This is a genomic window from Butyrivibrio sp. (assembly GCF_015056685.1).
GTDB lineage: Bacteria > Bacillota > Clostridia > Lachnospirales > Lachnospiraceae > Butyrivibrio.
Map to the genome: position 1 here is coordinate 90,768 of NZ_SVFW01000008.1, position 7,763 is coordinate 98,530.

The following is a 7,763-nucleotide window of genomic DNA, read 5'->3' on the forward strand; positions in this document are numbered from 1 at the left end:
TTCAGAGACAAGCTATATAGTTATATTTTGTCTGTATTATTTTAATGTATGCGGTGCTAGCAGAATAATGGGAGAAGCTGTCACTTCTTTCTTATTTACTGTGTTGGTTTTCCTTTTATATGTTATTGTTACACTTCAGTGGATCACGCACATCGATAGAAAAGTGGATATATTTATTGGAATATCGCTGATAGTGTTGTGGAGACTTGTCATTATTTACAATCCTAATGGACTAGGAAGTAGCGCTTGGCCACTTCTTATGGCTGCTAGTATTGGAATGGATTATAAAAAGATATTAAAAATATGTTTACTGTTGCAAGGAATAACAATTCTTTCTTTGTTGATTACTAATTCTGTTACTGGCGATGGGATTGTTTATGTTGTGGGTAGTAGAATTAGGTCTAGTGGCGGGATAACTGGTTTTCCAACAGACTCAGCTTCTTTAGTGTTATTTTTTTGCATTTATCTATTCATAGTATCTGAATATGAGAGCGACTATATCGTGCTCATAGTGACTGTAATTTCTTGTTTAGCAGCTAGATACTATTTTTATTCGAACACCTCCACATATATGTCTTTGCTTTTGGCATTATTAATACTGTATTCAAGGATAGAAGTGCGCTTTTCGAAGAAAAGATTGGTTAAAGTAGTATCTGCATTATTAAATATTCTATCACTTGTTCTAATGCCGATATTGACGATTTTTCTATTGGTTAGCGCAGAACTTTATGGACATGGCAATGCTGCCATGATAAAACTATCAAATGTTACTCATGGCAGGATAGGTTTGACATGGGAAGGGCTCGCTGCAAGTGGAGTAAAACCTTTTGGAGTAAAATATGAGCTTGTTGGAGCAGCTTCACCTGGAATGAAGGCCATCGAGTATAATTTTCTGGATTCATCGTATATAAACATTTTAATACGGTATGGATGGATAGCAGCATTATTAGTCTTGAGCATGTGGACTTTTATTGTTTACAAGGGAATGAGTAGAAGGAGACGTAGGCTTGTTTTTGCTACAATAGTGATTGCAATTCATTCGTTGGGAGAACAGCATTTTTTGGAGATGGCGGGAAATCCTATTCTTTGGATGCCACTAGCTTATAATCTGACTACAAGGACCGAAAACTATAAGGGGTATCTAAAAAGAAAAGAAGCAGAAAGACAGCAATTTTCGAATAGTAAGCTGGCACGCTTTGAAATCTTTAATAGTGAACGTGTTACCGCAAGTATGATAAGGCTAGTTCTAATAGTGATAGCATATTTTGCTATTCCATATGTTCTCATGCGTTTTAGAACAATTATAGACGTAGAACAGAGGTTTGCATCAGATGTGTCTATTATGATGGCAAAGGCCGTGATTTGTGTTTTTTTTGCGTGCTTTATTATCATAATATATTTTGCCGGAAAAATTCTTGCTAAGTTACTGAATAGGAAAGAGATTAGTGTAAATAAATGTGATGTAGTATTCTTGGCGCTAGCAATCTTGGTTTCAGCTATGCTATTCTTTTTTGCTGGCATAAAGGTTAATGAATATGGAAAAGTTTTTAATGATGAAATAGAAGGAGATTCAGATGCTATTACCTTAATTTTGAATAACAATGAGTATCCTGTATATTGTGATAAACTTCATGAACTATATTATGAAAAATATAAGGGATTGGAGATTTCACCTTACACCGGTTCGGACACGGTAAGACAGTTGGATTGCACTATAATCACTGATTCAGATGATTATTATATTCAGCATTTCATTCGAGGCGCGCTGTATGGAGTTCTATCAGATAAAACCTCAATCTATACTACTGATAAAGCAGTATATGAAGCGCTAATTAGTGCAGGATATGTTATTCGAGGATACTATTATGGTGAACAAGAAGTTGATTTTGATTATGAATATGTTTCCTCATCAATAGAGTTGGCTCCTGGAGAATTGATTCTCAGTGGGAATATTGAGCTTTGTGTTGATAAGTTACTTGAAGATCATTTGGAGTATGAGAAATTAGAAGACTTGGCAAATGATATGTTAATCGCTAGGTTGGTAGTTGAATCAGAAAATGGTGAGGAACTCGCTGAAAACATATATTACAAAGACTTTGATGGCAATGGGAATTTCGATTTTAATTTTGGATTTAACACAAAGTGTAGTCATGTAACAGTTAGGGTTTATGCTTATTATGGTAATAACTTGCGGATTGAAAACTGTGCGATAAGCACAAGTGATAGTATTGATGACCAGATACAGGTGGTTTTTGACATGGATTGCCGAGCTGAGTCGGTTGGGATCTATGGCGGAAAATATGAGTTGACGATGTTATTATCAGCAGAAAATCTTAATTCAATTGCGCAAGATGAAAAAGTTGGAACATTTTTATATACAACTAATTCTGGAAAAAGTGTGACTAGAACTATTTATGCTAGAGATTTTGAGAATGGCGAGGGTAAAATAATAATACCTTTCTATTCTAATGCAGAATACTTTGATTTTGAGGTGACAGGCGAAGGAAAGTATAATGTGATGCTAGATTCATTTTCGTATGTTGCAAAACCTGATTACGATGTACATATGATTTATAACGAAGACGGATTTCCTATTAGAACTGAGTACTTTGATATTGATGGGAATAAAACGCTGGGGCCAAAAGGTTTTTTTGCTGTTGAGTATGACTACGACAAAAATGGAAATATACTTCGAGAAAGCTACTATGGGCTTGCTGGACAGCTTATGACTGTTAATGGTGGATACGCAGAGCTTAAGAGGACATATAATGATTTAAATTATATTACTTCTGAAAGTTATTATGGTGATAACGACGAGCCTATTATGGTCAATATAGGATACTGGAAGGTTGAGTATGAGGTTGATAGTTATGGTAGGCAAAGCAGTGCGAGGTATTACGATACCGAAGGTAATCCGGTTGTGATATCTTTAGGGTATGCTGAAATTCATAAAGAATATGACGAAAGCGACAATATAATTTATGAAGCATACTATGATGAAGATGGTGAGCGTATAAATATGGCTCAAGGGTACTCTGCTTGTCGATATGATTATGATGATTCAGGAAATAAAAGTGTTATTATTTACCTTGATGATGAGGATACATCCGTGATGACTACATGGGGCTATGCGGAAGTTCATAGGGAGTTTGATGAAAATGGACGTGTCACTGTAGAGACATACTATGGAACTGCAGGTGAGATTATAGAAATAGATGCTGGTTATGCCACTGTTGTGAGAGAATATGATGAAGCTGGCAATAACATTGCTATTCGTTATTTTGGAATTGACTCAAGCGAAGGATATATTGAAATCATCAGAGAGTTCGATGCGATGAATAGAATAGTTTATGAAGCCAAAAAGGATAGTGATGGCAATTTTATCATACTTTCGGGCCAGTATTGTGCGTACAGAAAAACTTATGATGAAGATGGAAACGTTTCTACGATCACTTATTATGGTGAAGATGGAGAGCAGATAATGATAAGTGGTGAATATGCTGAGGTCCATTATAAATATGATGATAATAATAGAGTTAGTTATGAAGCATTTTTTGATGGCAATGGTAATGGCATTAATAGGAATTCTGGATATCATGCTTGCGGATATGAGTACGATGAAAATAATAATAGAGTAGTTATTAGATATTATGATCTGAATGATAATTTGATGCTTATAGATGGAGAATATGCGGAAATTCATAAGAAATATGATGAGAGTAAGAGGGTTATTTATGAATCATATTATGGGCTTTCTGGAGAAAAGGTAGTTCGCAACGCAGGGTTCTTTGCGGTTAGCTATGAGTATGATAGTAACAATAATGTTAGTGATATCAAGTATTATGATATAAACGAGCAGCCTGTTATTATAAGTAGTGCAGTGTTTGAAATCCGGATGACTTATAATGATCTTGGAAGATTGATTCGTGAGGAATACTTTGGATTGAGTGGTGAACGAGTTATGAGTATATCGGGATATTCTATAATCGAAAAAGAGTATTATGATGATGGGAGTGTAAGCAATGAGATAAAATATGACACTGACGAAAATGTAATTATTGATTAGCTCTTTTTGGTGAAAAGCTTGCTTTGTTTGTTATTGGGGTAGATGAGGAGGCGTTTATAAATAGTTTTTTAAAAGACCATCCTGAGTATGTATTAGTTTTAGATAACGGACATTGGTCATATGGCCATAGTTATTATCTTGTTAACAAAAAACTTACAAAATAAGTTGAATGTGGAATGGCGATATATAAGAACTTATAATATGAATTAACTTCAGAGGAATTACAAATGTCAAAAAAGTTAAATGGAACCGTAATAGTAACATACAGATGTAATGCCCGTTGCAATATGTGCAACAGATATAAGGCACCATCTGATCCAAGGGATGAAATATCAATTGAAACAATAAAGAAATTGCCACCGATGTACTTTACCAACATCACTGGTGGAGAGCCTTTTATCCGTGAGGATATCAAGGATATAGTAAGAGAACTTCGAAAAAAGAGTGACAGAATAGTTATCTCTACCAATGGATTCTTCACAGATAAGATTATTGATCTGTGCAAAGAATTCCCCGATGTAGGAATACGAATTTCAATCGAGGGACTTGAACAGACAAATAATGAGATCAGGGGACTCCCTGATGGATTTAACAAGGGATATACCACACTTAAAAAGCTTCGTGAGATGGGACTTAAGGATGTTGGTTTTGGAATGACTGTTCAGGATAGGAACGCGCCAGATCTTTGTGAACTTTACAAGCTTTCTGATGAGCTTGATATGGAGTTTGCAACAGCTTCTCTTCACAATAGTTTTTATTTTGTAGAGGCCAAGAATATTATTCATGACAGGCCAATGGTTGCAGAGAACTTCGAGAAGCTTATCAACATGCTTCTTAAATCAAACAGCCCTAAGAAGTGGTTCAGAGCATATTTCAACCACGGACTTATTAACTATATTTATGGACAAAAGAGGCTTCTTCCATGCGATATGAGTTTTGATACTTTCTTTATTGATCCATACGGTGATGTTATGCCATGTAATGGAACTAAGGATAAAGAGGTAATGGGTAATCTCAACAATCAGTCATGGGATGAACTTTGGAATTCACCAGAGGCTGAAGTGGTTAGAAATAAGGTTCGTCACTGTGATAGACAGTGCTGGATGATTGGCTCAGTTTCTCCGGCTATGCACAAGTATATTTGGACACCTGCTACATGGGTAATCTGGCATAAGCTTAAAGCTCTTTTCATGAAGAAGCCATACTCAATGTATGAACTTAAGGTGGTTCGTGACTATAGAGACGGTAAGGTTTCCAAGGAAGAACTTGATAAGTGCAGTACCTGTGATATGTGTGCTGTGGCTAATAATGGATTGAAGAAGTAAGTTGGTGGATATAAGTGAAAACAGATAATAATATCATGAAAAGTTTTATAACCAACAGAGACAAAATAGGAGAAGGTATTTACCTTCTCTATTTTGCATTAATGGTTGGTGCAAGGGCAGCAGGACTATATGAAGGGATGACTCTTTATAATATAAGCCTTGTTATAGGAATGCTTCTCTTTGCATGCAAGATGATAGTTACTAAGCATTCAGCAAAAGAATATCTGATTACTGGAGCATTTATGCTGCTTGCAACTATAGTGTATATGCACACAGGAGAGAAAGGCTTATTGGTCTGCTTTACCATGATGCTCGGTATGAAATGTGTCTCTGTTCAGAATGTTATTAAGACAGGTGCTGTTGTTGCCGGAATGATAATCATGAGCAAAGTCTTCCTTGGAGTATTTGGTTTAGTTCATGAAATATATTATCCCCAGGAACGTGACGGAGTAGGGCTGATGTTCAGACATGCTCTTGGCTATGCTCATCCTAATACTTTACATATGAATGTGCTGATGCTCAGCATGATGGTAATGTATTTGATCACTACTTGGCTTATGTCAGTCAGGTATGAGGCATGCGATGATATATTATCACTCAATATTAAAACGAGAAATGATTCGGCTATCATGTTTGTGGCATCTTTGCTGGTATTGTGTTTTAATATCTATATTTTTCAATATTCGGGCAGCAGAACTGGTTTGCTTGCCTGCGTTGCATATTTGATTGTGAATATGTGGTTATATTTCATAGCCCAAATCGGCCTTTTTGAAAAAATCATTTCTTTTGCTGCATTTCCAATCGTTTCATTCATTGCTATTGTGCTTCCCTTTATTCTTAAAGGTAAACTGTTTGATTTTGTGAATATGACTATCTTTACTACTAGATTTTCAATAGCAAAATACTTTTGGGAGCATAATTCTATTTCACTTTTTGGAATCAGACTTAATAATCCAGATGAAGCAATGGCAACCTATGGAATTGATATGGCTCAGCTCTATCTCTTTTTACAGTTGGGATTGGTTGCTTTTGTAGTTATTGCTGTTCTCACGATTTGGTTTGTTTACCAGGCAATCAAGAAAGAAAGAAAAGCAGAACTGGCAGTACTTATGGGAATGCTGTTTCTTGGAATATGGGAGCCACTTTTGTACAATCTGGGTTTCAAGAATTTTGTATATGTATTTATGGGAACCATGATCTATGAGTGCCTGGAAAAAGCAGATAGCACGTTAAAAGCAACTTCTGTAACTGAAGCTCGAAAGAGAATAATGATAGATACAAAAAAGATTGCGGTATGTGCAGCGATATCGATAGTCATTGGTATTATCGCTTCTGCTATATATCTTGCCGCGACAAACCCGCCATCTGCTCTTTACGGCGACAGAGAAAAAGATGAATCTGGAAATAGTTTCGGTATGGAGGCTGATTATTTGGACGATCAGGAGATTGACCAATTAAAATCAGATGGAGATATCATCATTGGTTATACAGATGCAGAAACTCCTATGTATAAATACGATGAAACAATAGCCGAAATGGAATATCAAAAGAGAACTTTGAGCACCGGTGTATGGAGTGGAATACTAGTATTTGGTATAGCTTTGTGCACAATTAAAATGTATAATACATTTAACAAAAAGGAACATGGAAAGGCATAATTTTTGAATAATAGGAAGGAGATTTTTATGGCAGAAAACAAATGGAGATGTAGAGCAGAGGATCTGAAGGGAACTGAGACAGAGAAGAACTTGCAGGCGGCTTTTGCAGGTGAGTCAGAGGCAAGGAATAAGTATACATTCTTTGCTTCAAAGGCTAAAAAAGAGGGCTATGTTCAGATCTCAAATATCTTTGCAGAGACAGCAGCTAATGAAAAAGAGCATGCTGAAATCTGGTATAAGATTCTTACAGGCATCGGAAGCACAATAGATTGTCTTAAGGAAGCAGCTGAAGGCGAGTCCTATGAGTGGAAGGAAATGTATCCTTCTTTTGCAAAGAAGGCAAGAGAGGAAGGCTTTTATGAGATTGCCGAGCTGTTTGAAGGCGTAGCAGCAATTGAGAAAGAACATGAGGAGCGCTACAAGAAGCTTCTTAAAAATGTTGAGGATAAGTTAGTGTTCTCAAGAGATGGCGATTGCGTATGGCAGTGCAGCAACTGCGGACATATCGTAATCGGTAAAGAAGCTCCTGAAGTATGTCCTGTTTGCAACCATCCAAGAGATTATTTCCAACTTAAGGCAGAAAACTACTAATTATAAAAAAATCAAAGGCAGCTCAATAGTTTGTGAGCTGCCTTTAAAATGTGCGCCTAGCGGCGCACGTTTCTAACGGGTTAAAGTCCCGAATCCGCCCGGTAGTGGGAAGGATATAGCCGA

4 protein-coding genes are annotated in these 7,763 nt (G+C 36.4%); all 4 read left to right on the forward strand.

Annotation, left to right across the window (positions count from 1 at the left end; genetic code table 11):
* The first annotated feature begins 67 nt into the window (after nucleotides 1-67).
* The 4 genes from E7303_RS04575 (at nucleotide 68) to rbr (ending at nucleotide 7,640) form a co-directional block, all read left to right on the forward strand.
* Complete coding sequence (locus E7303_RS04575) at nucleotides 68-4,066, forward strand: hypothetical protein (RefSeq protein ID WP_292144051.1); 3,999 nt, start codon at nucleotides 68-70, stop codon at nucleotides 4,064-4,066.
* A 227-nt stretch (nucleotides 4,067-4,293) separates the two neighbouring features.
* Nucleotides 4,294-5,391 (forward strand): radical SAM protein, encoded by a 1,098-nt coding sequence (locus E7303_RS04580; protein ID WP_292144052.1) that lies wholly within the window; start codon nucleotides 4,294-4,296, stop codon nucleotides 5,389-5,391.
* A gap of 14 nt (nucleotides 5,392-5,405) precedes the next feature.
* A complete protein-coding gene (locus E7303_RS04585; protein WP_292144053.1) occupies nucleotides 5,406-7,049 on the forward strand; it encodes an O-antigen ligase family protein in 1,644 nt (547 codons plus the stop codon).
* A gap of 27 nt (nucleotides 7,050-7,076) precedes the next feature.
* Entirely contained in the window at nucleotides 7,077-7,640 is a 564-nt protein-coding gene (gene rbr / locus E7303_RS04590; protein ID WP_292144054.1) for a rubrerythrin, read from the forward strand.
* Nucleotides 7,641-7,763 lie beyond the last annotated feature (123 nt).